Origin of the sequence: Streptomyces sp. NPDC101776 (genome assembly GCF_044766845.1) — a bacterium.
In the GTDB taxonomy this organism is placed as follows: Bacteria; Actinomycetota; Actinomycetes; order Streptomycetales; family Streptomycetaceae; genus Streptomyces.
Genome location: NZ_JBIWMV010000003.1, coordinates 47,410 through 71,110, shown reverse-complemented (window position 1 = coordinate 71,110; position 23,701 = coordinate 47,410). Strand labels below are relative to the sequence as shown.

Here is a 23,701-nt window from a genome sequence, read left to right as displayed (position 1 = left end):
ACCGCACCAGAAGGTAGGGCGCGCGAGGGGGCCTGTCAATCACCGTTGCCCGTGAGCGAGTTGCTCAGGACGCCGAGCGGCGCTCGAAGACCAGGTCGCGTGCGGTGCCCAGGGCGGTGGCCACCGCACCCAGCAGCACCGCGTCCTCGCCCAGCGCGCTCGGCACGATCTTCGGCCGGAGCGGAGTGAGCGCGCGCAGGTTCTCCCGGACCGGGCGCAGCAGCAGATCCACGCTGTGTCCGACGCCACCGCCGAGGACCACGAGGTCCGGATCGAGCACGGCCGCGGCGGCGGCCACCGTGTGCGCGATCCGCTCGCCCTCCAGCTCAACCGCCTTGACGGCGGCGGCGTTTCCCTGCCGGGCGGCGTCGAACACGGCCTTCGCGGTGAGCTGCTGACCGCTCATGCCGAACATCCGGGCCGCCTCCACGACGGCCACCCCGGAGACCGCGTCCTCCAGCGTCTCCGGCTTCTGCCGCCCCGGCCACGGCAGGAACCCGATCTCTCCTGCGCCGCCGTGTGCCCCCGTGAACAGCCGTCCCTCGCTGACCACACCCATGCCGAGACCGGTGCCGATCATGATGTACGCGAACAGCCGGCTGCCCGCGCCGACGCCGTACGTGTACTCGCCCAGCGCCGCGAGATTCGCGTCGTTGTGCACCTCCAGCGGGACGCCCAGCTCCTCCCGCATCCGGTCGAAAAGCCCGGCCCGGCCCCAGCCCGGCAGATGCATCGCGAAGCGCACCCGGCGCCGCTCCTCGTCGTAGACACCCGGTGTGCCCACCACGGCGTGCACCACCGCGGCCGGTGCGACCTCGGAGTTGGCGACCACCTGGTGCGCGGTGGCGACCACCAGCTCGGCCATGGCGCCCGAACTGCGGGCCCGGTTGCGGACGTCCGCCCGTGCCACCACCTCGCCGTCCAGATTGGCGACCGCGACCCGCAGCCAGCTACGGCCGACGTCGATCCCGAGCGCGTACCCGGCGGACGGATCGGGGGCGTACAGCACGGCGGTCCGGCCGCGCTCGGGAGCCTGCGTGCCGACCTCGTGGACCAGCCCCGCCTCCTCCAGCGCGGCCAGCGCGCTGGAGACCGTCGGCTTCGACAGGCCTGTCTCGCGGGCGAGTTGGGCGCGCGAGGCGGCACCGGCGGTACGCAGCCGGTCGAGCAGCAGCCGCGCGTTGGTACTGCGCAGCCGCTGACGGCTCCAGGGCTGGTCCGGTCGCTCCACGGCGTCACTGACGGGCATCGCATCATTCTCCGGCATCAGGGACAGCCTCTTGACGAGTCTAGTAAGGCTCCTTAACTTTATCGCCCAGTCACCCGCGCCGGGCCACCTCGTATCCCCTCGCCGTATCCCTCTCCCCGTGACCAGCCCCAGGAGTCCCCATGTCCGGTAGTCCGCCTCCCGGTAGTCCGCCCCCCGACGGCGGGTTCGTCCGCCGCGTCGGCCTCTTCCAGGCCACCGCCATCAACATGAGCCAGATGTGCGGCATCGGTCCGTTCGTGACGATCCCGCTGATGGTCGCCGCGTTCGGCGGCCCGCAGGCGGTGATCGGCTTCGTCGCGGGCGCGATCCTCGCGCTCGCCGACGGGCTCGTATGGGCCGAGATGGGCGCCGCGATGCCCGGCTCCGGCGGCAGCTACGTCTATCTGCGCCAGGCCTTCCAGTACCGCACCGGCCGGCTGATGCCGTTCCTGTTCGTGTGGACCGCGATGCTCTTCATCCCGCTGATCATGTCCACCGGCGTGGTCGGCTTCGTGCAGTATCTCGGCTATCTGGCACCGGACCTGGGCAAGACCTCGGGCGACCTCATCGGCCTCGGCGTGATCGCCCTGGTGATCCTGCTCCTGTGGCGCGGCATCGAGAACATCGCCCGCATCACCGCCGTCATGTGGACCGTGATGATCGCCTCGGTGTTCCTGGTGATCCTGGCCGCCGCGACCCACTTCAGCGGCGACCTCGCCTTCACCTACCCGGCGCACGCCTTCGACCTGGGCAGCGACCACTTCTGGCTCGGCTTCGCCGGCGGCCTGACCATCGGCATCTACGACTACCTCGGCTACAACACCACCGCGTACATGGGCGCCGAGATCAAGGACCCCGGCCGCACCCTGCCGCGCTCCATCCTCTTCTCCATCGTCGGCATCATGGCGATCTACCTGATGCTCCAGATCGGCACGCTGGGCGTCATCGACTGGCACCGGATGACGAACGTGAACGACATCGCCTCCACGTCGGTGGCCTCGGCGGTCCTGGAGAAGACCTGGGGCAAGGGCGCCGCCGACACGGTCACGGTCCTGATCCTGATCACGGCCTTCGCCTCGGTCTTCACCGGGCTACTCGGCGGCTCCCGGGTGCCCTACGACGCGGCCCGCGAACGCGTCTTCTTCCGCCCCTACGCCAAGCTCCACCCCAAGCACCGCTTCCCGATGCTGGGCCTGGCCACCATGGGCGTCATCACGGCGATCGGCTTCCTCATCGGCCGCCACACCGACCTCGCGACCCTGATCCAACTCCTGACCACGGTCATGGTCATCGTCCAGGCACTGGCCCAGATCATCGCCCTGACGGTCCTGCGCAAACGCCAGCCGACCCTGCGCCGCCCGTACCGGATGTGGCTCTACCCCGTGCCGAGCATCATCGCCTTCGTCGGCTGGTGCGTGATCTACGGCTACGCGGACAAGAACTCCCCGGGCCGCCACCCCATCGAGTGGTCCCTCGCCTGGGTGGCCCTGGGCTGCGTCGCGTTCGTGATCTGGGCCCGCCTGGAGAAGGTCTGGCCGTTCGGCCCCAAGGAGATCACCGAGGAATTCCTCACGGAAACCGCACCGGACCCCGAACCAGCCGGTGCCTAGAGGTAGTTGACCCAGCCTGTCGCGGCGAGCACCTCGCCCGCGATGTCGACGACGGAGCGCCCGTCGGTCACCACCCGCACGGTGTCCACGGGCGCCCGCTCGTCCAACACCCGCGCCTTCCGGGCACTGTTGGCCAGCTCGCGCTCCAACTCGGTGCCGATCTCCTGCCCGTTCAGCCGTGTCGCCGCCGTCTCGTCGGACGCGGTCAGCAGCACACGTACGATCCGGGTGTCCGCCCCCATCGCCCTGCGGAACTGTCCGGCCGCCTCGTCGAGCACGCTCACCGTGTTCGTGTACACCAGCCGCCGGTACCCCAGCGCGGCGTAATTCCCCCACACGGCGGTCAAGTTGGCCTCGCCGATCGCCGTCCGGTGCGGATCGCCGGCCGGCGCCGGATGCACCTGCCCCATGAAGTCCCCGTCGATCACGGCATGGGCGACCTCCGCCGCCCGCAGCCGCGCTGACACCTCCCGGCCGACGGTCGTCTTCCCGACCCCGGCGCGTCCGCCGATGAGCAGTGCCTCCGAGTGATCCATGTGATCCATGAGCGCAGGGTGCCAAGGGACACTCGTGCGGTCGAGCGATTTCGAGGAGGCGTACCGCATGGAGGAATCGGTGCTGGGCGGAGGGGCGGTCAACGAGGTCGTACGGATCGGGGAGACCGTACGCCGTACGCCCGCTGAGCGATCGCGGTACGTCACCGGGCTGCTCGCGCTGTTCGAGCGGCGGGGGTGGGCGGGAGCGCCGCGCCTCCTCGGCACGGACGAGCGAGGGCGGGAGGTGTTCCGGTACATCGAGGGCCGCGCGGCACTCGGCCCCGGCGAACGCTCCGCCGCCCGCAGCGACGACAGCCTGGTCCGCGTCGCACAACTCGTCCGCGAATTCCACGACTTGACCCACGGCACACCGGAGGCCGGCGACCAGGACGTCGTCTGCCACAACGACCTGGCACCCAAGAACACCGTCTACGACGGCGCGTGGCGCCCCCTGGCCTTCGTCGACTGGGATCTCGCCGCTCCCGGCGAGCGCGTCCACGACCTCGCCCATGTCTGCTGGCAGTACCTGGACCTCGGCCCGGGCATCACCGATGTGCCGGCGAGCGCCCGCCGGATCGCGCTGCTCTGCGACGCGTACGGCCTCGACGACACCGAACCGCTCCTCGACACGGTCCTGTGGTGGCAGGACCGGTGCGCGCGAGGCATCGAGGCCGGCGCCGAGCGCGGTGAACGGGGCATGGCGGAGCTGCGGGCGAGCGGTGTCGTGGACGAGATCCGGGACGCGCACGACTGGGTGGCCGCGTACCGCCGCGAGCTGGGCGCTTTCCTGGGCTGAGACGCCGTAGAACAGTCCGTATCGGACGACGGCGAAGCCGCTCGCCTTGACATGCAGGAAATTGGCTGCATAACGTTGAGTGTGCGATCCGAACACGACTCAGGGATGGACGCGGTCTTCAAGGCCCTGGCCGACGAGACCCGCCGACGGCTGCTGGACCGGCTGCACGAGCACAACGGGCAGACGCTCGGGGGGTTGTGCGGGCGTATCGACATGACCCGTCAGTCGGTGACCCGGCATCTGGCCGTCCTGGAGGCCGCCAACCTGGTCAGCACGGTGCGGCGCGGGCGGGAGAAGCTGCACTACCTCAATCCGGTGCCGCTGCACGAGATGCAGGAGCGCTGGATCGACAAGTTCGAGCGCCCGCGACTGCGCGCGCTCGGCGCCGTGAAGCGACGAGCCGAGGAAGCCATGACCGACAAGCCGACATTCGTCTACGTCACCTACATCGCGAGCACCCCCGAGAAGGTCTGGGACGCGCTCACCGACGCGGATCTGACCGCCGTCTACTGGGGCCACGGCAATGTGTCCGACTGGCGGCCGGGTTCCCGTTGGGAGCATGTGCGCACGGACGGTTCCGGTATCGCCGACGTCGTCGGGACCGTCGTCGAGAGCGACCGCCCGAACCGCCTGGTGACCACGTGGACCTCGCCGGAGAACGAGGGGCGGGAGGACACGTACTCCCGCGTCACCTACGACATCCGGCGGCACGAGGACATCGTGCGCCTCACCGTCACCCACGAGGACCTCGCGGACGAGGGCGAGCTGTCCGACGTGTCCGGCGGCTGGCCGGCCGTACTGTCCAACCTCAAGTCCGTCCTGGAGACCGGTAGCCCCCTCCCGCAGTCGCCGTGGCTGGTGCCGGGCGACCACTGAAGGGGGCGTGCCTGCCTTTCGGGTTCGCGACGATGCGGGGTCGCTGTGGTCCGGGGTCGCTATGGCTTGGGAGTGCTCCGCGCCGCCGTACCGGCACACACCAGGCCCAGGAGCACGGCCAGTCCGCCGATGATGACGTTGTTCAGGATGACGCCCTTGTCGGGGCTGTCGCCGACGATCCACGGCGAGATGATCATCCAGACGCCCAGCGCGCTCATCGCCCAGCTGAGGCCGTACATACGCTCCGGCGCCCTGGTGAACCCGAGGGCCAGCAGGCCGATCGCGATGCCGACGATCAGGTTGTGCGGCACGAGAGCGGGCTGGCTCGTCGTGTAGTGGAGTATCCACGGGGATACGGCGCAGTACAGACCGAGCAGGAACACCGGCCCGTCCACGAGCGCCACATCGCGTCCACCGAGCATGCGGGCGTAGCGCGCCTGCATTTCGGAGACATCAGGGTGGCTCGCCATGTCACCTCTGGTGTGCGAGACGTTGGCCATGATTCGTCTCCTTTGACTTACTGGCCCGACCGCGTCCGGTGCGGTGTGCGGTATGAGCCGCTTGTCTCCATTCTGCTCTTATTTCTCCTTTATGTGTAGTGCTCAGGCTTGTGGGCGGAGATCGGGCTGTTCGTCGTCCTGGAGACGGCGGCGCAACTGGCGCAGCCCACGTCGTGCGTGGCTCTTGACCGTGCCGAGCGGCCAGCCCGTGCGCCGTGCGATCTGGGTCTGGGTGAGGTCCTCGTAGTACGTCAGCCGCAGTACCCGCTGTTGCGGCGCGGGCAGCCGGGCCAGTTCGCGCAGGACCAGGACGCGGTCGAGCGCCGACTCGGGCTTCCGGGCCGTGTGATCGTCGAGCACGAGCGACGACCCGGCGGCGGCCACGAGATGCAGGCGACGGGTGCGGGCGGACAGCGCGTCGGCGATCCTGCGTCGGGCGATACCGACGATCCAGCCGCCGATCGCGCCGCGCTCGGGCCGGAAACCCCGCCGCCCGCGCCACACCCCGAGGAACACCTGCTGGGTCACGTCCTCGGCCTCCACGGCGTCCCCCAGCGAGCGCCGGGCGAGCGTGTGCACCAGCGGCGACCAGCGGTGATACGCGACGGCCAGACAGTCCTCGTCGCCCGCCACCAGCCCCCTGGCCAGTTCCTCGTCGGTCAGCGCGTCCGCCGCCGGGACGGGGCAGGCGGCGCCGGGCTGCGGGCTCATGGCGACGGTTCCTCACGTCGGACGGCGACCGCCCCGGTCGAGGACGTCGAGCCACGGCGGTTCGGGGGTTTCCCGGGAACGTCCCGGTGCGGTCATCGTGAGAGCCGAGGATCAAGGCCATCAAGTCGCATCGTTTCTGCGTCGTATAGTCGCCGGATGAGCGAATTGCCCGCCGACGGAGACGCGGCCGACCGGTCGGCGGCCGAAGTACCCCTGACGACCGGCGCGTTGGCCCGCCGACTGGGCGTGGCGCCCACCACGCTGCGGTCCTGGGAGCGGCGCTACGGCATCGGTCCCGCGGTCCGCGCCGAAGGACGGCACCGGCGCTGGACCTCGCGGGACGTGGCACTGCTGGAGGCGATGTGCCGGCTGACCTCCTCGGGCGTGCCGCCCGCCGAGGCGGCACGGAAGGCGAAGGCGACCGCCGGTTCGCACACGGAGTCGACGCACCGCGCGCCCGGAGCCTCGCGGGCCCCCGGCGCGCTGCCCCTCGGGGATGTGCGCCAGGAGTGCCGAGGTCTGGCGCGCGCCGCCGTGCGCCTCGACGCACCGGCCGTCGAGCGTCAACTGGCCGATGCCGTCGGCCGGTACGGCGTCGTCGTCGCCTGGCAGGAGGTGATGGTGCCGACCCTGCACGCGGTGGGACGCAAGTGGGCGTCGTCCGGGGACCGTTACGTCGAGGTGGAGCACCTGCTGTCCTGGCACGTCTCCACCGCCCTGCGCCGCCGCACCCCACTTCCCGAACTTCCCGAACTGGAACTTCCCGAGCGGCAGCCGGACTCCTCGCCCGTCGTCCTGGCCTGCGTCCCCGGCGAACAGCACACCCTGCCGATCGAGGCGCTCAACGCCGCACTGGGTGAACTCGGCCTGCCCACAAGGATGTTCGGCGCCGCCGTACCGGCGGAGGCACTCACCGAGGCGGTACGACGGTTGGGTCCGGCGGCCGTCGTCCTGTGGGCCCAGGCGCGCTCCACGGCGAGCGCACCGCTGGCCCGGCATCTCGCCGACCTCCGCTGGGGAGTGCGGGGCGCCCGACGCCGGCCCTCGGTGGTGCTGGCCGGCCCCGGCTGGTCCGGCACCTCGGCCCGGGGCGCGCTGCGGCCGGCGACACTCACCGATGCCGTGGACCTTCTGTCGGGGGCGTACGGGGCCTCACTCGCCTGACCGTCCGCGCCGGAAACGCGCCAGCCCGTCGGCGAGTTCGACGATCGGATCCGGATAGTCGCCGACCGCCGCACGGTCAAGTCCCTTGAGTTTCCACGGTTCGTGCACCGACGGCCCGTCCAACTCGGCGAGTTCGGGCACCCAGCGGCGGACGTACGCGCCGTCCTGGTCGTACCGCTTGGCCTGGGTGAGGGGGTTGAGCACCCGGTTGGGGCGCGAGTCGGTGCCGGTGCCCGCCATCCACTGCCAGTTGAGCTGGTTGTTGGCCACATCGCCGTCGACCAGGAGGTCGAGGAAGTACCGGGCGCCCACCCGCCAGTCGACGTAGAGCGTCTTGGTGAGGAAGCTCGCCGTCAGCAGGCGTCCCCGGTTGTGCATCCAGCCCTCGTGGCGCAGTTGGCGCATCGCCGCGTCGATCAGCGGATAGCCGGTACGGCCCTCCTTCCAGGCCGCGATGTCCTCGCGGGCCGTGTGCTCGGACCGCCAACGGTCGTGTTTCGTACGGTAGTCGGCGCCGGCGGCCGCGGGCCTGGCCGCCAGCACCTGACGATGGAAGTCCCGCCACGCGAGCTGCCGTACGAAGGCCTCGGCGCCCGGACCTGCCAACTGCCCTGCTCGATGGACCAGTTCGACGGTGGAGAGGGTGCCGAAGTGGAGATGGGGTGAGAGATGGGAGGTCGAGTCTGCTGCCAGGGCGTCGTGCAGTTCCTCGTACTCGGCGATGCCGTTGCGCAGCCACCGGGTCAGCACCTTGCGGCCCTCGACCTCCCCGCCCGTCGCCAGGCCCGGTGACAACCCGACTACCGCGGAACGCTCGGGCAGTTCCTCGGAACCGACACCGCCGGGGACCCGCACGGTGCGCGGCGCGGCGAGCGGGGCGCGTAGTTGCTGTCCGGACCACTGCCGGTAGTACGGCGTGAAGACCGCGAAGTGGTCCGAGGAGGCCGGGGTCACCGCGCCGGGCGCGACGGCCGTCGTCACGGTGTCGTGGACGTGCAACCGTCGGCCCTCCGCCTCCAGCGCCCGCCGCAGCCGCTGCTCGCGCCGCCGCGCGAAGTCACTCACGTCCGCCGCCATGTGCACCTCGTCGGCGTCCGTCTCGGCGGCCACCTTGCACACCTCGTCGACGACGTCACCGGAGCGGAGCACCAGTCGGCCGCCCCGTTCGCGCAGGCCCGCGTCGAGATCGCGCAGACAGTCGGCGAGGAACGCCAGCCGGTTGGGCACGGCGAACCCGGTGTCCGCCACCCCCCGGTCGCGGACGAAGAGGGGGACCACCTGGCGGGCCTCGGCGGCGGCGCGCAGCGCGGGATGGTCGTGAAGACGCAGGTCCGAGGTGAACAGGACGACCGAGACGTTCATGGTGCGCGCTCCGGGAGACGGGGGAAGGGGGCGTGAGGTGCTTCCGGCTCGAGGCGCCCGGCGGATGCGGCTGTCACCCGAAGGATGTATGTGCTCCCGGTGCGGCGAGGCGGGTGGCATGCGGGTGTCGATCGCGGGCAAACGAACAGGTACCACGGTCCCCGTGGGGAGTCGAAGGTCGATGCTGGAGGTGTCTGCGGACATGGGCGCGAAGGTGTTGGAGCGGTTTCCGGCGGGGGCTCCGCGCGGATCATGGCCCGCCGAGGAGTTCGCGGCACGACGCCGCGCCGAGGGTCAGCCGGCCAGGGTCGTCATGGACCTGAAGTCCGACGCGTTCCTCGTGGTGGTCCCGGTGGGCGACGAGGACTGACCCCGCGGTCACGACCTCAGACGCCTGCTTCGCTCAGCTCCCTTGCCCGGCGCACGAACGCCTCGTGCAGATCCCCGGCCGCCTGCGGTACGGACTCCGCGCGGCGCCGGCGCAGCATCAGCAGGACGCGGGCCGTGGCGCCGGCGATCGGCCGGTAGGTGATCGCGCCGAGCCGCTCCAGCGGGTCCCCGACCACGCTGAAGTCGGGCAGGACCGTCACCCTGAGCCCCTCCGCGACCATGAGCTTGCCCATCTCGGCGCCGTCGGTCGAGAACGCGAAAGCGGGACCTCGCCCATCGAGCAGCCGGTGGACATAGCGGTGCATCACATAGCCGGACCGCATACCGATCAGCGGCTCGGTGAGGAGGTCGTCCACACTGACCGTCGTCCGGGACGCCAGCGGACTGTCCGGGCGCACACACACCACCGGCAGTCCCGACAGCAGCTCGGTGGACTCGAAGTCGGCCGGCATGTCGTCGCCGTCCAGGTGATTGACCAGCCCCAGATCGAACCCGCCCTCCGACAGCGCCCGGTGGATGTCCGTCTGCTGCGCGCCGACCACCTCGACCTGGGTCAGCGGATGCGAGGCACGGAACGCGCGCACGACGGGAAGCAACAGCGGCACGGTCGCCGCGTTGACCGTGCCCACCCGCACCATGCGGCTGATCCGGTGCTGCTCGCCCGCCGCCGCACGCAGCCGGTCCACCGCGTCGATCACATCGACGATCTTCGGCAGCAGCTCCCGGCCCTCCGCGCTCATCGTCGCGCCGGACCTTTTGCGCTCCAGGAGATCGACGCCGAGTTCACGTTCGAGATTCCGCACGGTCTCGCTCAACGCGGGCTGTGACAGGCGCAGTTCCTCGGCGGCCCGGCGCAGCGAGCCGAGCCGGGTCACGGCCGCGATGTATTCCAGTTGTTCGGTCCGCATGCCCGCAGAATGCGGCCGATTTCCCGGCCTGTTCAAGGGTTTCCCTGTCACACCTTCGTGAAATTCAATGGTCCGCGATACGAGACCGGTCGGGTTTTCCTTGACGCTCCCCGCCGACGGCTGCCACGATCGACGGCATGAAGATGCGACTGGACCTCACGCGGCGACGCCACGTCGACCTCGCGCGCGTCTCCAGCGCCTCCTGTTGCACCGCGGCCTGATCCCCGTCACTTCCGTCCTGTGATCCGCCGCCGTCTCTCCCTCCCCGCCTGAATTCCGTTCTTCCGCACGCCGTTTCGTGTGCCCGGAATTCGGCATGCCCGAAAACTCTCCGCAACAGGAGTTCCGCATGGCCGCCGAGCCCGTGAAATTCGCCTACTGGGTCCCCAACGTCAGCGGGGGACTCGTCACCAGCAAGATCGAACAACGCACCGACTGGAGCTACGAGTACAACCGCGAACTCGCGGTCCTCGCCGAGAACAACGGCTTCGAGTACGCGCTCAGCCAGGTCCGCTACATGGCCAGCTACGGAGCCGAGTTCCAGCACGAGTCGACCAGCTTCAGCCTCGCCCTCCTCCTCGCCACCCAGCGCCTGAAGGTCATCGCCGCCGTCCACCCCGGCCTCTGGCACCCCGGCGTCCTCGCCAAACTCGGCGCCACCGCCGACCACCTGTCGAACGGCCGCTTCGCCGTCAACGTCGTCTCCGGCTGGTTCAAGGGCGAGTTCACCGCGCTCGGCGAGCCCTGGCTTGAGCACGACGAGCGCTACCGCCGCTCCGAGGAGTTCATCCAGGCGCTGCGCCAGATCTGGACCGAGGACCACACCGAACTCGCCGGTGACTTCTACCGGTTGCGCGACTTCTCCCTCAAGCCCAAGCCCCTCAACACCCCCGAACGACCCCACCCCGAGATCTTCCAGGGCGGCAACTCCACCGCCGCCCGCGCGATGGCCGGCCGCGTCTCCGACTGGTACTTCTCCAACGGCAAGGACTTCGACGGCGTCACCGAACAGATCGCCGACGTACGGCGCTCGGCGGCCCAAGTCGGCCGTACCGCACCGAAGTTCGGCCTCAACGGCTTCCTCATCGCCCGTGACACCGAGGCCGAGGCCCGCGACACGCTCCGCGAGATCGTCGCCAAGGCCGACCGCGAGGCCGTGGAAGGCTTCGGAGCCGCGGTGAAGCAGGCCGGGCAGTCCTCGGCCGACGGCAAGGGCATGTGGCAGGACTCCACGTTCGAGGACCTCGTGCAGTACAACGACGGCTTCCGTACGGGGCTCATCGGCACCCCGGAGCAGATCGCCGAACGCATCGTCGCCTACCGGAAGTTGGGCGTCGACCTTCTCCTGCTCGGCTTCCTGCACTACCACGAGGAGGTGGAGTACTTCGGCAAGCGGGTGCTGCCGCTGGTGCGTGAACTGGAGGCCGAACTCCCGGACACCGAGCCCGAGTCCGTCTCCGCGCACGCCTGATCGCCCCCGCAGCAGACCAGAAAGAGGACCCGTGGCCACCGTCCTGTCCGTCTCCGGCAGCCCCTCCGTCTCCTCCCGCACCAACAAGCTCCTGCGCCATCTGGACAAGCGGCTGATCGCCCATGGGCACGAGGTGATCCCGCTCGATGTGCGCACCATCCCCGCCGAGGCCCTGCTCGGCGCGGACTTCCGCCACCCGGCCATCGTCGAGGCCACCGAACTGTTCGCCCGCGCCGACGGAGTGGTCGTGGGCACCCCCGTCTACAAGGCCTCCTACTCCGGAGTCCTCAAGGCGCTGCTCGACCTGCTCCCGCAGTACGCCCTCACCGGCAAGACCGTGCTGCCGCTCGCCACGGGTGGGTCCACCGCACATGTGCTGGCGATCGACTACGCGCTCCGGCCGGTGCTGAACTCCATGGGCGCCGCGCACATAGTCCAGGGCTGGTTCACCCTCGACAAGGACATCACCGCTCACGAGGACGGCTCGCTCACCGTCGCCCCGGCCGCCACCGAGGCGCTCACCCAGGTGGTGGACCAGTTCTCGACGGCCCTCGGCCGCACCCCGCTCCTGGCAGCGGCGGGCTGACCACCATGACCGACCACGGGACGACCGGCACAACCGCCCATGTGATCGCCGACGACGCCGAGGCCCTCGTCCTCGCCGCCGCGCTGGCCGACGAGTTCCGGGCCGGGGCCTCCGCCCGTGACACCGAACGCAGGCTCCCGCGCGCCGAGTTGGACCGGCTCTCCGGCTCCGGACTGCTCGCCGTCACCGTGCCCGCCGAATACGGCGGCGCCGACGTGAGCGCCCAGACCCTCGCCGAGATCTTCCGCCTCCTCGGCTCCGCCGACGGCAGCCTCGCCCAGATCCCGCAGAGCCACTTCGCCTACGTCAATGTGATCCGCCGTCAGGGCACCGCGGACCAGCAGAAGTTCTTCTTCACCGAACTGCTCGCCGGCCGCCGTTTCGGCAACGCCCAGTCGGAGGCCGGCACCAAACACGTCCAGGACATCCGCACCCGGCTGACAGCCCGGCCCGACGGCTCGTACGAACTGACCGGTGTCAAGCACTACTCCACCGGCGCCCTCTTCGCCGACTGGATCCCCGTGCTCGCCCGCACCGAGGACGACAACCTCCATGTCGCCTACGTCCCGAGCGACGCCGAGGGCGTCACGGTCGTCGACGACTGGGACGGCATGGGCCAGCGTACGACGGCCAGCGGCACGGTCCGGCTGGAGGCGGTCGCCGTCCCCGCCGACCGGGTCCTGCCGCACCACCTCACCTTCGAGGGACCCCAACTCCACGGCGCAGTCGCCCAGTTGCTGCACGCCGCCATCGACGCCGGGATCGCCGGGGGAGCGCTCGCCGAGGCCGCCGAGTTCGTACGGACGAAGAGCCGGCCCTGGTTCGAGAGCGGGGTCGAGACCGCCGCCGAGGACCCGCTGCTGATCCAGCGCTTCGGCGAACTCGCCATCCAGGTAAGGGCGTCCGAGGCCCTGCTGATCCAGGCGGCCCGCGCCGTGGACGCCGCGCGCGCCAACCTGAGCGACGACTCGGCGGCGGAGGCGTCCGTCGCGGTGGCGGCGGCCAAGGTGTACGCGGCGCAGGCCGCCGTGGAGGTGGCGGGCGCGCTGTTCGAGGTGTCGGGAACACGTTCGGCTCTCAACTCGCTGAACCTGCACCGGCATTGGCGGGACGCCCGCACCCACACCCTGCACGACCCGGCCCGCTGGAAGATCCAGCACATCGGCAGATACGTGCTCAACGGCACCAGGCCACCCCGCCACGGCCTCCTCTAACCCACCTTCAGGACAGACCGGATCGGAGACCCCGCGTGTCCCTCACCTTCCACTGGTTCCTCCCCACCAACGGCGACAGCCGCCATGTCGTGGGCGGCGGTCACGGCACCCCCGCCACCGCCTCCGGACGGGACCGGCCGCCGACGGTCGCCTATCTGAGCCAGATCGCCCGCGCGGCGGAGGACCTGGGATTCGTGGGCGCCCTCACGCCCACCGGCGCCTGGTGCGAGGACGCGTGGCTGACCACCGCGATGGTCAGCCAGAACACCGAACGCCTGAAGTTCCTCGTCGCCTTCCGGCCCGGCTTCGTCTCGCCGACGCTCGCCGCGCAGATGGCGTCCACGTTCCAGCGGCAGACCGGCGGACGGCTGCTCCTCAACGTCGTCACCGGCGGCGAGAGCCACGAGCAGCGGGCCTACGGGGACTTCCTCGACAAGGACGACCGCTACCGTCGTACGGGCGAATTCCTGGAGATCGTCCGGCAGTTGTGGGACGGCAAGACCGTGGACCTGGCCGGCGAGCATCTGCGCGTCGAGGACGCGAAGTTGGCGCGGCTTCCCGACCCGGTGCCCGAGGTGTACTTCGGGGGGTCGTCGCCGATCGCGGGTGAGATCGCGGCCAAGTACGTGGACGTGTACCTCACTTGGGGTGAGCCGCCCGCCCAGGTCGCCGAGAAGATCGCCTGGATCAGGGGGCTGGCGGCGAAGGAGGGACGGACGCTTCGGTTCGGTATCCGGCTGCATGTGATCACGCGGGACACATCCGCGGAGGCCTGGGCCGAGGCGAACCGGCTGCTCGAAGGGTTCGACTCCGAGACCGTGAAGTCCGTGCAGGCGGGGCTCGCGCGGAGTGAGTCCGAAGGGCAGCAGCGGATGCTGGCCTTGCACGGCGGGAGCCGGGACGGGCTGGAGATCCACCCCAACCTGTGGGCCGGGATCGGGCTGGTGCGGGGCGGAGCCGGGACGGCGCTGGTCGGCAGCCATGAGGAGGTCGCCGAGCGGATCAAGGAGTACGCGGCGCTGGGAATCGAGGAGTTCGTGCTCAGCGGGTATCCGCACCTGGAGGAGGCGTACTGGTTCGGGGAAGGGGTGCTGCCGAGGCTGGCCGCGGAGGGAATCTGGCGCCACCCGGTCGGCGGGCAGCAGCCCGCTCAGGCACAGGTGCCGTTCGCGGGCTGAGCCGCGGTCAGAACCAGTGCAGACAGTGCGGGGAGCGATCGGACCGGAAGAGGGCGTCGGCGAGCGCGGCCACGCCCGGGCGGTGGGCCCGGATGTGTCCGGCGCGCACGAGCGTGCTCGGGGCGGTGCCGCCGAGGTAGACCGAGCCCAGGTCGCTCACGTCCAGGGACAGGTCGGGCTCCCGGCCCGTCGGGACGCAGTCGGCCTTGCCGTCCCGGACGGTCAGCAGATAGCGGCCGTGCTCGTCGAGGAACGGGTCGTCGACGGCGAGGACGAGCTCTCCGTCCGTGGACCAGCCGCGCGCGGTCAGCGCTCGCGGGATGTCCAGCAGCCGCACCCAGAGCCAGTCGGTGTCGCCGCCCACCTCTACGGCGCGGAAGTCGGCGAGCTGCCAGCGCAGCGGATGGCCGGGCGGGACGTGCCTGAACACGACCTGATCGACCAGGTCGTGGCCGAGCACGAACCGGGCCAGCGCCGTGAAGACGGCGTCGTCGGTGGCGATGGTCTCGTCCACGGTCAGGGTTTTGGATTCGCCCAGCGCATAGCTGGCATAGCCGTCCGGGACCCCGTCGGCGTCTCGGTGCACGGCGACGTAGCGAGGCGTCGGAGAGATCGGGGGCTGCCCCGCGCGCAGGGCCCACCAGCGGTGCGGCCGGGACAGCGCGCCGGGCTGTGCGCGGCGGTAGCGGTCGTAGACCTCCTCCAGGACCTCGCCGCACTCGGCACGGCGCAGCAACTCGACCGAGCCGCTCGCCGGGCCGGAAGCCGAGTCCGAGGCCGGGCCGGACGCCGAGTCGCCAGCCGTGTCGCCCGCCCGGGGCGGGGCGAGGGCGGCCCGGTGGCGCGGCACCGTCAGCCGCTGGGTGTACGTCGCCGGTCCGTAGCCGAACCTGCGGTAGATCAGGGCCTCGGAGGCCAGCAGCACGGAGAGGTACTCCCCGCGGGCCCGCAGCTCGGTGAGCTGATGGCGCATCATCGCGCTGAGCACTCCCTGGCGCCTGTGCGAGGGCAGGACGCCGACGGCGGTCACCCCGCCGACCGGGACGACGGTCTCGCCGGGCAGCGTGAGCTCGAAGGAGTGTGCGCCGGCGGTGCCGACGGGCCGTCCGTCCGCCGTCGTGGCGAGCAGGCAGCGGTCCATTTCGAGCGCCGACCACCACAGACCGCCGCCCTCGGTCGGGGTCTCCGGGAAGAGCCCGAACGCGGCATGGAGCGTGTCGACGAACACGTCGAGGTCCTCGTTGGTCGTGGGACGGATCTCCACCACTGTCGCTGCCTCCCGGGGATACCGGCACCACGTCCCGCGCGCGATGCACCGCCACAGTGCAGCGCCGCTCCGCGATCAGGTCAAGCGAATTACGAGTCGGCCAGTGCTTTCAAGTGGGCCGCTCTCGACTCCGCCGTCTGGCCCTGGACCAGGAGGAACAGGGCCTCGCGCGCGAGGCGTTGGGCCCTGCTCGTCAAGGACAGGGATCTGCCGCCGCCGGCCACCACGGCCGCCGTCGTGGCTGTCATCAGTACCTCGTACGCCTGTGTCCTGAGGGCCAGCCGCTCGGCCAGGTGCTCGTGCGGTACCGGGTGTTCGGCCAGGGCGTAGGCCGCTTTACGTACTTCGTCGAGGCGGGTGCGGAGCGGGTCGGCGGTGTCGTCGTCGAGCAGGGCGAGGGCCGCCGCCGCGACTCCGAACACCGCCGGTGAGGCGTTCGTGGGCTTCGGGCGGTCGATCCTCGCCCACTCCGCGTACGGCGTGCGCAGGGCCACCGCGTCGTCCGGCAGCCAGAAGTCGTTCAACTCCAGCGACACGGTCCGGGAAGCGGTGAGCGCCGCCAGCCGCATCGGGGTCGAGGGGCGCAGACCGGGCTGCTCCCGTGCCTCCGTGAACGCGAACAGTGCCTCGTCCGCGTCCGTCACCCCCGCGAGCAGCATGACGTCGTTCAGGCCCCAGCCCGTGTACCAGGGCACCGTCCCGTCGAACCGCCAGCCGCCCCGCTCCCGTGTCACCCGTACCGGGACGCGGGGGTACGCCCGCAGGTGCGCGTACGCCACCCCGGACATCAGTTCACCTCGCGCGAGTGGGCCCAACAGGCTTTCCCGCACCGGGAGTTCACTCTTCGTCAACGTCATGACCGGTGTGTGGTGCTGCGTCTGGACGAACCACGTCGAGCAGCATGCCCCGGCCAGGATCTCCGCCGTCTCCCTCGCCACCGCGCCGGGTGCCGCCGAGCCGCCGTAGGACACGGGGGCACTCACGCCCAGCAGCCCGGACTGTTTGATCGCCTCGATGTGGGTCGCCGGGACGCCCTCCTGGTCGACCTGTTCGGCGTGCGGGGTGAGGAGGTCGTCCGCGAGGCGGCGGGCTCGGGTGATGAGGGAGTGCGAGGTCATGCGGGTGATCCTGCCGATCCGGCGGGGCGGTCACGCGCGACGCTCCGGCCCGTGTCGTAGGACGCGGGCCGGAGCGGTGGCAACGTGGTGGTCAGTCCGCCGCGCGTACGGCGGGCATCGCCAGGTCGACCGGGCCGGTGGCGCCGGGAGCGCTCTTGCAGGAGTCGTGGCAGTCCTTCTCCAGGCTGCAGCACAGGGAGCAGATCGGGCCGGAGTGGAAGGGGCAGTTCGCCACGTCGGGACGTTCGAAGTCCGTTGTGCAGACGGTGCAGTTGAGGATGACGGCCGAGGGGAGTCCGTCGGCGTCGAGCAGGGGCTCTTCCAGGTCGTCGAGGCGGGCGATGTAGTACTTGCCCTTGGTGAGGTACGCGAACAGGGGCGAGAGGACCATCGCCAGGAACAGGGCGATGAAGGGGGAGTACGCCTTGCCGTAGTCGCCGAACGCCTCGAAGTACGCGGCGATGGAGACGGCCGACGCGATGAGCATCGAGCCGAAGCCGACCGGGTTGAAGTTGTACAGGTGGGCGCGCTTGAACTCGATGTAGGACGGGCTGAGTTTGAGCGGCTTGTTGATGACCAGGTCGGCGACGACCGCGCCGATCCAGGCGATCGCCACGTTGGAGTAGAAGCCGAGCACCGTGTTGAGGAAGCCGAAGACGCCGCCCTCCATCAGGGCCAGCGCGATGCCGACGTTGAGGAAGATGTAGACCACGCGGCCCGGGTGACGGTGTGTCAGGCGGGAGAAGAAGTTCGACCAGGACAGTGAACCGGAGTACGCGTTCGTCGAGTTGATCTTCACCTGGGAGAGGATCACGAAGAACGTGGCGAGGCCGAGGGCGACCGGGGCGGCGAAGGTCTTGAAGCCGTGCACGTACTGCTGGATGGGCTCGTTGGCCTTGGCCAGGCCCACGCTGCCGGCGATGTAGAAGGCGAGGAAGGCGCCGCCCATCTGCTTCGCCGCGCCGAGGACCACCCAGCCGGGACCGGCGGAGAGCACCGCGCCCCACCACTTCTTGGCGTTCTGCGGGGTCTTGTCGGGCATGAAGCGCAGGTAGTCGACCTGCTCACCGATCTGCGCGATGAGGGAGAGTGCCACACCGGCGCCCGCGCCGACCCCGAGCACGCTGATGCTCGAACCGGTGGGGGAGTTGCCCGCGAAGTGGGTGAACTGCGAGAACTTACCGGGCTCTTGGATCGCGATGGACACGAACGGCGCGACCATCAGCACCAGCCACACCGGCTGGGTCCACACCTGCATCTTGGAGAGCGCGGTCATGCCGTAGATCACCAGCGGCAGGATGATCAGTGAGCAGATCAAGTAGCCGACCGCGAGCGGGATGTGCAGGCCCAGGTCCAGCGCCTGGGCCATGATCGAGCCTTCGAGGGCGAAGAAGATGAAGGTGAAGCTGGCGTAGATGACCGACGTGAGGGTCGAGCCGAGGTAGCCGAAGCCGGCGCCCCGGGTCAACAGGTCCATGTCGATGGAGTACTTGGCCGAGTAGTACGAGATCGGGATGCCGGTGAGGAAGATCGTCACCGCCGCCGCCAGGATCGCCACCATGGCGCTGGAGAAGCCGTTCGAGATCGCGATCGAGCCGCCGATGGCGAAGTCGGCGAGGTACGCGATGCCGCCGAGCGCGGTGGTGGCCACCACGTACGGCGTCCAGCGGCGGAAGGACTTCGGCGCGTAGCGCAGCGAGTAGTCCTCCAGCGTGTCGTTCTTCGCCCAGTCGTTATAGGTCCGTCCGGCTGCCGTTGCCGGCGCCTCTTTGTCGACGATCTCCGTCACGACACTTCCTTCTTCCACGGGTGTGGTCATCTCCCGGACGGCCCGGGGGAGTTGGACGGAAGAGTCACGCCGAATTGTTTCCCGGCCGTTTCGCGTTCTTTAAATGAGGAAGCTTTCAAAATTCTTTTGGCGACGCGCGTAGATTTAATCAATGCTTCCTGTGGAAACTATTTCTGGAGGAAGGTAGCCTCCATCGGAGAAGGATGGGGGAGGTCAGAGTTGGGCGACGATGTCGAAGTCGAAGGCGTCCGCCCGCGCCAGGTACAGCCGTTGGCGGAGGTGATTGCCGTGCAGACGCAGTACGCCCCGGGGGCCCTCGTACGAGACGCTGCCGCCCACCGCGCACATGGTGCCCACGTCGAGCGACCGCGCCTGCTCGGCCAGGGCCGCCAGCAGTCGTACGCCTTCGAAGCACGACTCGCCCAGGCTGCCCACGACGGGCGCCTCCACACCGAAGCGGGCCGCGTAACGCCCGCTGAAATCAAGGCTTTCGGCGGTCGCGAGGGTCTCGAAGTAGCCGGCCGCCGCCCAGAGTCCCTCGGTGGCCTCCGCGCCGGTGGACAGCAGGATGTTCTCGTCCATGTGCGTGCTCAGCCGCAGACACCGCTGGTGCAACCCATGGGCGGCGAAAGCCCTGTTGAAGCGTGCCGCGTCGTCGCCGACCAGCAGCATCAGGACGGCGTCCGCCTCGCACCGCTCGACGCGCCGCAGCACCGGGCCGAACTCGTAGGTGCCCAGCGGGACGAAGACCTCGTCGCGCACCCGGCCGCCGCACTTTTGGGCGTAGTGCCGCGCGGCCCGGGCGGTGACTCTCGGCCACACGTAGTCGTTGCCCACCGTGCACCAGCGGCGCGCGCCCGTCTCCTCCGCCAACAGGCGCATGGCGGGCAGGAGTTGGGCCGCGTCGGTCTCGCCGGTCAGGAACACCCCGGGGGTGCGCTCACCGCCCTCGTACTGCGCGGTGTAGACGTAGGGCACCCGGCCCGCGATACGCGGCACCAGCGCTTTACGGACCGCCGAGGTGTGCCAGCCGACCACCGCGTCGACCGCGCGCATCGACACCAACACCTCGACCTCGGCGGCCACTTGCTCCGCCGGGGCGCCGCCGTCCACCACGATCAGGCGAAGTTCACGGCCCAACACCCCACCGGTGGCGTTGAGTTCCTCGACGGCGAGTTGCGCGGCCAGTTCGCAGGAGGGCCCGAAGACGCCCGCCGGACCTCGCAGGGGTACGACCAGTGCCACGACCAACGTCCTGACCGGGCCGCTGATCCGCCCGGGCGGCAGGGGATGCACAGGCCACCTCCGTGAGGGCGTGAGGGCACGGAAACCGGTCCCGGCCCCGGCGCCCTCGCAGAGGCTCGTAATCTGAACCGCACAGTAGACCTACCGGAAGGACAGCGGCAATGTCGTCCGTACCGTCGCCGGGCCTCGCCCACTTGCTGAGCCACGCCGAGCGGCGGCTGGGCCTGCGCATGACCGTCGTCCTGGCCGAAGAGAGCTGTTCGGTGGAGCAGTGGCGCGTCCTGTCGGTCATCGCGGACGGCAAGGGGCACCCGATGACCGAGATAGCGGACCAGGTCCTGATGCCCGCGCCTAGCCTGACCAAGCTGGTGGACCGGATGGTCGCCGACAATCTCGTCCACCGCCGCCCCGACCGGGCCGACCGGCGCCGCGTCCTGCTCCATCTCACCGCGCGCGGCCGCACCCTCCACCAACGGGCCGCGCATCGCCTGCTCGCCGACCAGACCCGGCTGCTCGACGCGATCGACGACCAGGGCGATCTCGTACGACTGCTCGCGAGGCTCACGGCGGCTCTGGACCAGGAGCCCGCACATCAGGACGGGGACGAGCCGGCGGAGAAAATCCTGCCGGTTTCCTGAGGTGCGGTGTCGATCCGGGACCATGGCGTTCGTGTAGGAGGTGAGAGAACCCCCGGAGGGTTCGAGAGCCCCTTGTTCCATGGAGGACGTCATGCAGCACTACCTGCTCAGCGTGATCACCCCGACCGACGGCCAGATGCCCGGGCCCGACGAGATGGCGGAGATCGTCCGCAAGCTGGAGATCTTCCACGACGAGCTCCAGGCCGCCGGCGCCTGGGTGTTCGCCGGTGGGCTGCACGGGCCGGAGACGGCCACCGTGCTGCGCCCCAAGGACGGCGACGTGCTGATCACCGACGGCCCGTTCGCCGAGGGCAAGGAGTATCTGGGCGGGCTGTGTCTGATCAAGGCGGCCGACCTGGACGCGGCGCTCGAGTGGGGCAAGCGGGCGATCTGGGCCACCACGCTGCCCGTCGAGGTGCGCCCCTTCATGAACACGTCCGAGGACTGATGCCGTTCGACACCGACATCGAGGCCGTCTTCCGTGCCGAGTACGGGCGGGCGGTCTCGGTCCTGGTCCGCTTCCTCGGTGACATCGACCTCGCCGAGGAAGCGGTCCAGGACGCCTTCACCACGGCCGTACAGAAGTGGCCGGAGACCGGTGTGCCGCCGAGCCCGGCCGGGTGGATCATCGCGACCGCCCGCAACCGCGCGATCGACCGGCTGCGCCGCGAGTCCTCGCGGGCGGCCCGGCACAGCGAGGCCGCCCTGCTGTACGCGTCCGACGCGCCCGCCGAGGAGGGTCCCGTGCGCGACGAACGGCTCCGTCTGATCTTCACCTGCTGCCACCCCGCGCTCGCCACCCAGGCCCAGGTCGCGCTCACCCTGCGGCTGCTCGGCGGGCTCACCACCGCCCGGATCGCCCGGGTCTTCCTGGTGCCCGAGCCGACGATGGCCCAACGCCTCGTCCGTGCCAAGGCCAAGATCCGGGACGCGCGGATTCCGTACCGGGTGCCACGCGACGCCGACCTCCCCGACCGGCTCAAGGGAGTCCTGGCCGTCGTCTACCTGATCTTCAACGAGGGCTACACCGGCTCGCCCGAACTCTGTGCCGAAGCCCTGCGTCTCGGCTGTCTGCTGTCCGAGCTGATGCCGGACGAGCCCGAGGTGGCCGGCCTGCTCGCGCTGATGCTGCTCAGCGAATCGCGCCGGGCCGCACGACAGGGCCCGGACGGTGAGCTGGTGCCGCTGCCGGAGCAGGACCGCGACCGGTGGGACGGCGAGCTGATCGCCGACGGCCAGTCACTCGTCCGGCGGTGTCTGCGGCTGAACAACCCGGGGCCGTACCAGATCCAGGCCGCGATCAACGCCGTGCACAGCGACGCGTCGAGCGCGGACGCGACCGACTGGGGACAGATCCTCCAGCTCTACGACCAGCTCATGGCCCTCGCCCCGAGCCCGGTCGTCGCCCTGAACCGGGCCGTCGCCGTCGCCGAGGTCGACGGTCCCCGCAAGGCCCTCGACCTCGTGGACGGGCTGGACCTCGACGACTACCACGTCCTGCACGCCGTGCGCGCCGATCTGCTGCGACGCCTGGGCCGCGACACAGAGGCGGTGCGGGCGTACGAGACGGCCATCGCCCGGACCGAGAGCGCGGCGGAGCGCGGCTATCTGGAACGACGGCGCCGGGAACTCGTACGGATGTGACAGCCGAGGGACGGAGGGTGACCATGTGCGCACCGGAATTTTTCCCGGTGCAAGAATGGTTGCTATATACACCTGACCGTCCAGAACCCCCACGCACCAGCAGCGAGGCACCGTGAACCAGTCCAGTCCCGAGCAGCCCGCCGACATCGTGGCCCGGTTGCGCGCCACCTTCCGCACCGGCCGCACCAAGCCCGTCGAGTGGCGCACCACGCAGTTGCGCAGGCTGCGCGACCTGCTGACGGAGCACGGCGACGACCTCGCCACCGCCCTCCACGCCGACCTCGGCAAGAGCGCGGCCGAGTCCCAGCGCACCGAGATCGGCTTCACGGTCCGCGAGATCGACCACACCCTCGACCACCTCGACGCGTGGCTGCGCCCCGAGTCCGCCCCCGTACCGGCCCATCTCGGTACGGACGCGACCGCCTGGACGCAATACGACCCGCTCGGCGTCGTCCTCGTGATCGCCCCCTGGAACTATCCGGTGCAGCTTCTGCTCACCCCGGTCGTGGGTGCGCTGGCCTCGGGCAACGCGGTGGTCCTCAAGCCCAGCGAGCTGGCCCCGGCCACTTCGGCCGTCATCGCCCGGCTGCTGCCCGAGTACCTCGACACCGACGCGGTCGCCGTCGTCGAGGGCGCGATCCCGGAGACCACGGCCCTGCTCGCCGAGCACTTCGACCACATCTTCTACACCGGCAACGGCGCGGTCGGCCGCATCGTCCTGCGCGCCGCCGCCGAGCACTTGACCCCCGTCGCCCTCGAACTCGGCGGCAAATCACCGGCGTTCGTCGACCGCGACGCCGATCTCGCCGTCGTGGCCGATCGGTTGGCACGCGGCAAGTTCCTCAACGCCGGCCAGACCTGTGTGGCCCCCGACTATGTGCTGACCGACCCTGAGACCGCCGCCGCGCTCGAACCCCTGCTGGCGAGCGCGGTCGAGAAGGCCTACGGCGCCGACCCGCAGGCCAACGGCGAGTACGGCCGCATCGTCAACGAGCGCCACTTCGACCGGCTCTCCGGGCTGCTCGACTCCGGCCGGGTCGTCGTCGGCGGACGCAGTGACCGGACGGACAAGTACATCGCGCCGACCGTCCTCGCCGACGTGGACCCGAAGGCCCCGGTCATGGCGGAGGAGATCTTCGGCCCGATCCTGCCGATCGTCACCGTGCCCGGCCTCGACCAGGCCATCGACTTCATCAACGACCGCGACAAGCCCCTCGCCCTGTACGTCTTCACGGACTCGGCCGACACCCGTGCCCGGATCGCCGCCGAGACCTCCTCCGGCGCCGTCGGCTACGGCCTCCCGCTCGCCCACCTCACCGTCTCCGACCTGCCCTTCGGCGGCGTCGGCGAGAGCGGCATGGGCAACTACCACGGCCGCTACTCGATCGAGACGTTCAGCCACCGCAAGGCCCTGCTGGAGAAGCCGCTGGCCTGACCGTACCCATCATG

The 23,701-nt window shown here is 70.3% G+C and carries 23 protein-coding genes and 1 pseudogene; 14 read left to right on the top strand and 10 right to left on the bottom strand.

The window, feature by feature from the left end; genetic code table 11:
• Nucleotides 1–64: 64 nt before the first annotated feature.
• On the bottom strand, nucleotides 65–1,249 hold the full coding sequence (locus tag ACIRRY_RS11785) for an ROK family protein (protein ID WP_403971037.1): 1,185 nt from the start codon (nucleotides 1,247–1,249) through the stop codon (nucleotides 65–67).
• Between the two features lie 140 nt (nucleotides 1,250–1,389).
• On the opposite strand from ACIRRY_RS11785, the gene ACIRRY_RS11780 reads away from it, so the two are divergent.
• Nucleotides 1,390–2,859: an APC family permease gene (locus ACIRRY_RS11780; protein WP_403971035.1), complete on the top strand. Its 1,470-nt coding sequence runs from the start codon at nucleotides 1,390–1,392 to the stop codon at nucleotides 2,857–2,859.
• Here ACIRRY_RS11780 and ACIRRY_RS11775 read toward each other — a convergent pair.
• On the bottom strand, nucleotides 2,856–3,395 hold the full coding sequence (locus ACIRRY_RS11775; protein WP_403972234.1) for a hypothetical protein: 540 nt from the start codon (nucleotides 3,393–3,395) through the stop codon (nucleotides 2,856–2,858). The genes ACIRRY_RS11780 and ACIRRY_RS11775 overlap by 4 nt on opposite strands.
• Nucleotides 3,396–3,429: 34 nt before the next feature.
• Between ACIRRY_RS11775 and ACIRRY_RS11770 the strand changes: the two genes are divergently transcribed.
• Both ACIRRY_RS11770 and ACIRRY_RS11765 read left to right on the top strand, forming a co-directional pair.
• The gene (locus ACIRRY_RS11770) at nucleotides 3,430–4,191 is read left to right on the top strand and encodes a phosphotransferase (protein WP_403971033.1); all 762 of its coding nucleotides are present in this window, start codon (nucleotides 3,430–3,432) and stop codon (nucleotides 4,189–4,191) included.
• A gap of 105 nt (nucleotides 4,192–4,296) precedes the next feature.
• The gene (locus tag ACIRRY_RS11765) at nucleotides 4,297–5,067 is read left to right on the top strand and encodes an ArsR/SmtB family transcription factor (RefSeq protein ID WP_403971031.1); all 771 of its coding nucleotides are present in this window, start codon (nucleotides 4,297–4,299) and stop codon (nucleotides 5,065–5,067) included.
• Between the two features lie 59 nt (nucleotides 5,068–5,126).
• Here ACIRRY_RS11765 and ACIRRY_RS11760 read toward each other — a convergent pair whose 3' ends face one another.
• Nucleotides 5,127–5,567 carry an SPW repeat protein gene (locus tag ACIRRY_RS11760; protein ID WP_403971029.1) on the bottom strand — a complete coding sequence of 147 codons (441 nt, stop codon included), beginning with the start codon at nucleotides 5,565–5,567 and terminating at the stop codon, nucleotides 5,127–5,129.
• A 102-nt stretch (nucleotides 5,568–5,669) separates the two neighbouring features.
• Nucleotides 5,670–6,278: a sigma-70 family RNA polymerase sigma factor gene (locus ACIRRY_RS11755; RefSeq protein WP_403971027.1), complete on the bottom strand. Its 609-nt coding sequence runs from the start codon at nucleotides 6,276–6,278 to the stop codon at nucleotides 5,670–5,672.
• A gap of 156 nt (nucleotides 6,279–6,434) precedes the next feature.
• Between ACIRRY_RS11755 and ACIRRY_RS11750 the strand changes: the two genes are divergently transcribed.
• The gene (locus ACIRRY_RS11750) at nucleotides 6,435–7,442 is read left to right on the top strand and encodes a MerR family transcriptional regulator (protein WP_403971025.1); all 1,008 of its coding nucleotides are present in this window, start codon (nucleotides 6,435–6,437) and stop codon (nucleotides 7,440–7,442) included.
• On the opposite strand, the gene ACIRRY_RS11745 is transcribed toward ACIRRY_RS11750, so the two are convergent.
• Nucleotides 7,431–8,804 carry a cryptochrome/photolyase family protein gene (locus tag ACIRRY_RS11745; RefSeq protein ID WP_403971023.1) on the bottom strand — a complete coding sequence of 458 codons (1,374 nt, stop codon included), beginning with the start codon at nucleotides 8,802–8,804 and terminating at the stop codon, nucleotides 7,431–7,433. The genes ACIRRY_RS11750 and ACIRRY_RS11745 overlap by 12 nt on opposite strands.
• Before the next feature lie 181 nt (nucleotides 8,805–8,985).
• Between ACIRRY_RS11745 and ACIRRY_RS11740 the strand changes: the two genes are divergently transcribed.
• A complete protein-coding gene (locus ACIRRY_RS11740) occupies nucleotides 8,986–9,174 on the top strand; it encodes a hypothetical protein (protein WP_026178612.1) in 189 nt (62 codons plus the stop codon).
• A gap of 16 nt (nucleotides 9,175–9,190) precedes the next feature.
• Here the strand turns inward: ACIRRY_RS11740 and ACIRRY_RS11735 are convergent, their stop codons facing one another.
• Nucleotides 9,191–10,102: a LysR family transcriptional regulator gene (locus tag ACIRRY_RS11735; protein WP_403971021.1), complete on the bottom strand. Its 912-nt coding sequence runs from the start codon at nucleotides 10,100–10,102 to the stop codon at nucleotides 9,191–9,193.
• A 137-nt stretch (nucleotides 10,103–10,239) separates the two neighbouring features.
• Here ACIRRY_RS11735 and ACIRRY_RS11730 point away from each other — a divergent pair, with 137 nt between their 5' ends.
• From ACIRRY_RS11730 to ACIRRY_RS11710, 5 genes are all read left to right on the top strand, one after another.
• Entirely contained in the window at nucleotides 10,240–10,323 is an 84-nt protein-coding gene (locus ACIRRY_RS11730) for a putative leader peptide (RefSeq protein ID WP_350966533.1), read from the top strand.
• Between the two features lie 128 nt (nucleotides 10,324–10,451).
• Nucleotides 10,452–11,573: a dimethylsulfone monooxygenase SfnG gene (gene sfnG / locus ACIRRY_RS11725; protein ID WP_403971019.1), complete on the top strand. Its 1,122-nt coding sequence runs from the start codon at nucleotides 10,452–10,454 to the stop codon at nucleotides 11,571–11,573.
• A 31-nt stretch (nucleotides 11,574–11,604) separates the two neighbouring features.
• Entirely contained in the window at nucleotides 11,605–12,159 is a 555-nt protein-coding gene (gene ssuE, locus ACIRRY_RS11720; protein ID WP_403971017.1) for an NADPH-dependent FMN reductase, read from the top strand.
• Nucleotides 12,160–12,164: 5 nt separating this feature from the next.
• Nucleotides 12,165–13,373, top strand: a complete 1,209-nt coding sequence (locus ACIRRY_RS11715) for an SfnB family sulfur acquisition oxidoreductase (protein ID WP_403971015.1) — start codon at nucleotides 12,165–12,167, stop codon at nucleotides 13,371–13,373.
• A gap of 35 nt (nucleotides 13,374–13,408) precedes the next feature.
• Complete coding sequence (locus tag ACIRRY_RS11710; RefSeq protein WP_403971013.1) at nucleotides 13,409–14,551, top strand: LLM class flavin-dependent oxidoreductase; 1,143 nt, start codon at nucleotides 13,409–13,411, stop codon at nucleotides 14,549–14,551.
• Between the two features lie 7 nt (nucleotides 14,552–14,558).
• On the opposite strand, the gene ACIRRY_RS11705 is transcribed toward ACIRRY_RS11710, so the two are convergent.
• The 4 genes from ACIRRY_RS11705 to ACIRRY_RS11690 form a co-directional block, all read right to left on the bottom strand.
• Nucleotides 14,559–15,815 carry a GNAT family N-acetyltransferase gene (locus ACIRRY_RS11705; protein ID WP_403972232.1) on the bottom strand — a complete coding sequence of 419 codons (1,257 nt, stop codon included), beginning with the start codon at nucleotides 15,813–15,815 and terminating at the stop codon, nucleotides 14,559–14,561.
• Between the two features lie 92 nt (nucleotides 15,816–15,907).
• Nucleotides 15,908–16,936 (bottom strand): acyl-CoA dehydrogenase family protein, encoded by a 1,029-nt coding sequence (locus ACIRRY_RS11700; RefSeq protein ID WP_403971011.1) that lies wholly within the window; start codon nucleotides 16,934–16,936, stop codon nucleotides 15,908–15,910.
• Between the two features lie 91 nt (nucleotides 16,937–17,027).
• Complete coding sequence (locus ACIRRY_RS11695; protein WP_403971009.1) at nucleotides 17,028–18,725, bottom strand: purine-cytosine permease family protein; 1,698 nt, start codon at nucleotides 18,723–18,725, stop codon at nucleotides 17,028–17,030.
• Between the two features lie 213 nt (nucleotides 18,726–18,938).
• Entirely contained in the window at nucleotides 18,939–20,021 is a 1,083-nt protein-coding gene (locus ACIRRY_RS11690) for a substrate-binding domain-containing protein (protein ID WP_403971007.1), read from the bottom strand.
• A gap of 110 nt (nucleotides 20,022–20,131) precedes the next feature.
• On the opposite strand from ACIRRY_RS11690, the gene ACIRRY_RS11685 reads away from it, so the two are divergent.
• The 4 genes and pseudogenes from ACIRRY_RS11685 to ACIRRY_RS11670 all read left to right on the top strand — a co-directional run.
• Entirely contained in the window at nucleotides 20,132–20,608 is a 477-nt protein-coding gene (locus ACIRRY_RS11685) for a MarR family winged helix-turn-helix transcriptional regulator (RefSeq protein WP_403971005.1), read from the top strand.
• A gap of 91 nt (nucleotides 20,609–20,699) precedes the next feature.
• Nucleotides 20,700–21,056 (top strand): YciI family protein, encoded by a 357-nt coding sequence (locus tag ACIRRY_RS11680; protein ID WP_403971003.1) that lies wholly within the window; start codon nucleotides 20,700–20,702, stop codon nucleotides 21,054–21,056.
• Entirely contained in the window at nucleotides 21,056–22,252 is a 1,197-nt protein-coding gene (locus tag ACIRRY_RS11675) for an RNA polymerase sigma factor (protein WP_403971001.1), read from the top strand. The genes ACIRRY_RS11680 and ACIRRY_RS11675 overlap by 1 nt, the downstream gene beginning before the upstream one ends.
• A 103-nt stretch (nucleotides 22,253–22,355) precedes the next feature.
• Nucleotides 22,356–23,687 (top strand): annotated as a pseudogene (locus tag ACIRRY_RS11670) (aldehyde dehydrogenase family protein); the annotation flags it as partial.
• Nucleotides 23,688–23,701 lie beyond the last annotated feature (14 nt).

Coding starts and splice junctions, on each gene's coding strand:
- ACIRRY_RS11785 (WP_403971037.1), bottom strand. CDS start 1,249: ATGCCCGTCAGTGACGCCGTGGAGCGACCGGACCAGCCCTGGAGCCGT.
- ACIRRY_RS11780 (WP_403971035.1), top strand. CDS start 1,390: ATGTCCGGTAGTCCGCCTCCCGGTAGTCCGCCCCCCGACGGCGGGTTC.
- ACIRRY_RS11775 (WP_403972234.1), bottom strand. CDS start 3,395: ATGGATCACTCGGAGGCACTGCTCATCGGCGGACGCGCCGGGGTCGGG.
- ACIRRY_RS11765 (WP_403971031.1), top strand. CDS start 4,297: ATGGACGCGGTCTTCAAGGCCCTGGCCGACGAGACCCGCCGACGGCTG.
- ACIRRY_RS11760 (WP_403971029.1), bottom strand. CDS start 5,567: ATGGCCAACGTCTCGCACACCAGAGGTGACATGGCGAGCCACCCTGAT.
- ACIRRY_RS11755 (WP_403971027.1), bottom strand. CDS start 6,278: ATGAGCCCGCAGCCCGGCGCCGCCTGCCCCGTCCCGGCGGCGGACGCG.
- ACIRRY_RS11750 (WP_403971025.1), top strand. CDS start 6,435: ATGAGCGAATTGCCCGCCGACGGAGACGCGGCCGACCGGTCGGCGGCC.
- ACIRRY_RS11745 (WP_403971023.1), bottom strand. CDS start 8,804: ATGAACGTCTCGGTCGTCCTGTTCACCTCGGACCTGCGTCTTCACGAC.
- ACIRRY_RS11740 (WP_026178612.1), top strand. CDS start 8,986: ATGCTGGAGGTGTCTGCGGACATGGGCGCGAAGGTGTTGGAGCGGTTT.
- ACIRRY_RS11735 (WP_403971021.1), bottom strand. CDS start 10,102: ATGCGGACCGAACAACTGGAATACATCGCGGCCGTGACCCGGCTCGGC.
- ACIRRY_RS11730 (WP_350966533.1), top strand. CDS start 10,240: ATGAAGATGCGACTGGACCTCACGCGGCGACGCCACGTCGACCTCGCG.
- sfnG (WP_403971019.1), top strand. CDS start 10,452: ATGGCCGCCGAGCCCGTGAAATTCGCCTACTGGGTCCCCAACGTCAGC.
- ACIRRY_RS11715 (WP_403971015.1), top strand. CDS start 12,165: ATGACCGACCACGGGACGACCGGCACAACCGCCCATGTGATCGCCGAC.
- ACIRRY_RS11700 (WP_403971011.1), bottom strand. CDS start 16,936: ATGACCTCGCACTCCCTCATCACCCGAGCCCGCCGCCTCGCGGACGAC.
- ACIRRY_RS11685 (WP_403971005.1), top strand. CDS start 20,132: ATGTCGTCCGTACCGTCGCCGGGCCTCGCCCACTTGCTGAGCCACGCC.
- ACIRRY_RS11680 (WP_403971003.1), top strand. CDS start 20,700: ATGCAGCACTACCTGCTCAGCGTGATCACCCCGACCGACGGCCAGATG.
- ACIRRY_RS11675 (WP_403971001.1), top strand. CDS start 21,056: ATGCCGTTCGACACCGACATCGAGGCCGTCTTCCGTGCCGAGTACGGG.